Source organism: Pseudoalteromonas sp. GW168-MNA-CIBAN-0100, from assembly GCF_040309225.1.
Lineage (GTDB): Bacteria > Pseudomonadota > Gammaproteobacteria > Enterobacterales > Alteromonadaceae > Pseudoalteromonas > Pseudoalteromonas arctica.
Genome location: NZ_JBEOOL010000875.1, coordinates 1 through 249, shown reverse-complemented (window position 1 = coordinate 249; position 249 = coordinate 1). Strand labels below are relative to the sequence as shown.

1 protein-coding gene is annotated in these 249 nt (G+C 37.8%); it reads left to right on the top strand.

Translation table 11 applies throughout. The annotated features are described in order from the left end of the window. On the top strand, positions 1-249 hold a 249-nt coding region (locus tag AAEY62_RS23805; RefSeq protein WP_350636932.1), incomplete at both ends, for a pseudouridine synthase.

Genomic DNA, 249 nt, shown 5'->3' with positions numbered 1-249 from the left:
ACCCTGCTATTGGTAAAGATTTAACTATTATTTACCAAGATCACGATATATTAGTGATCAATAAACCTGCTGAATTTTTGTCCGTTCCTGGGGTTAATATTGAAGACTCGGTTTATTTGCGCATTAAAACACAATTTCCACACGCTACCGGCCCGCTCATTGTGCATCGCTTAGATATGTCAACGTCAGGGTTATTAATTATTGCACTCAATAAAAGAGCGCATAAAGCCCTGCAAAAACAGTTTATAG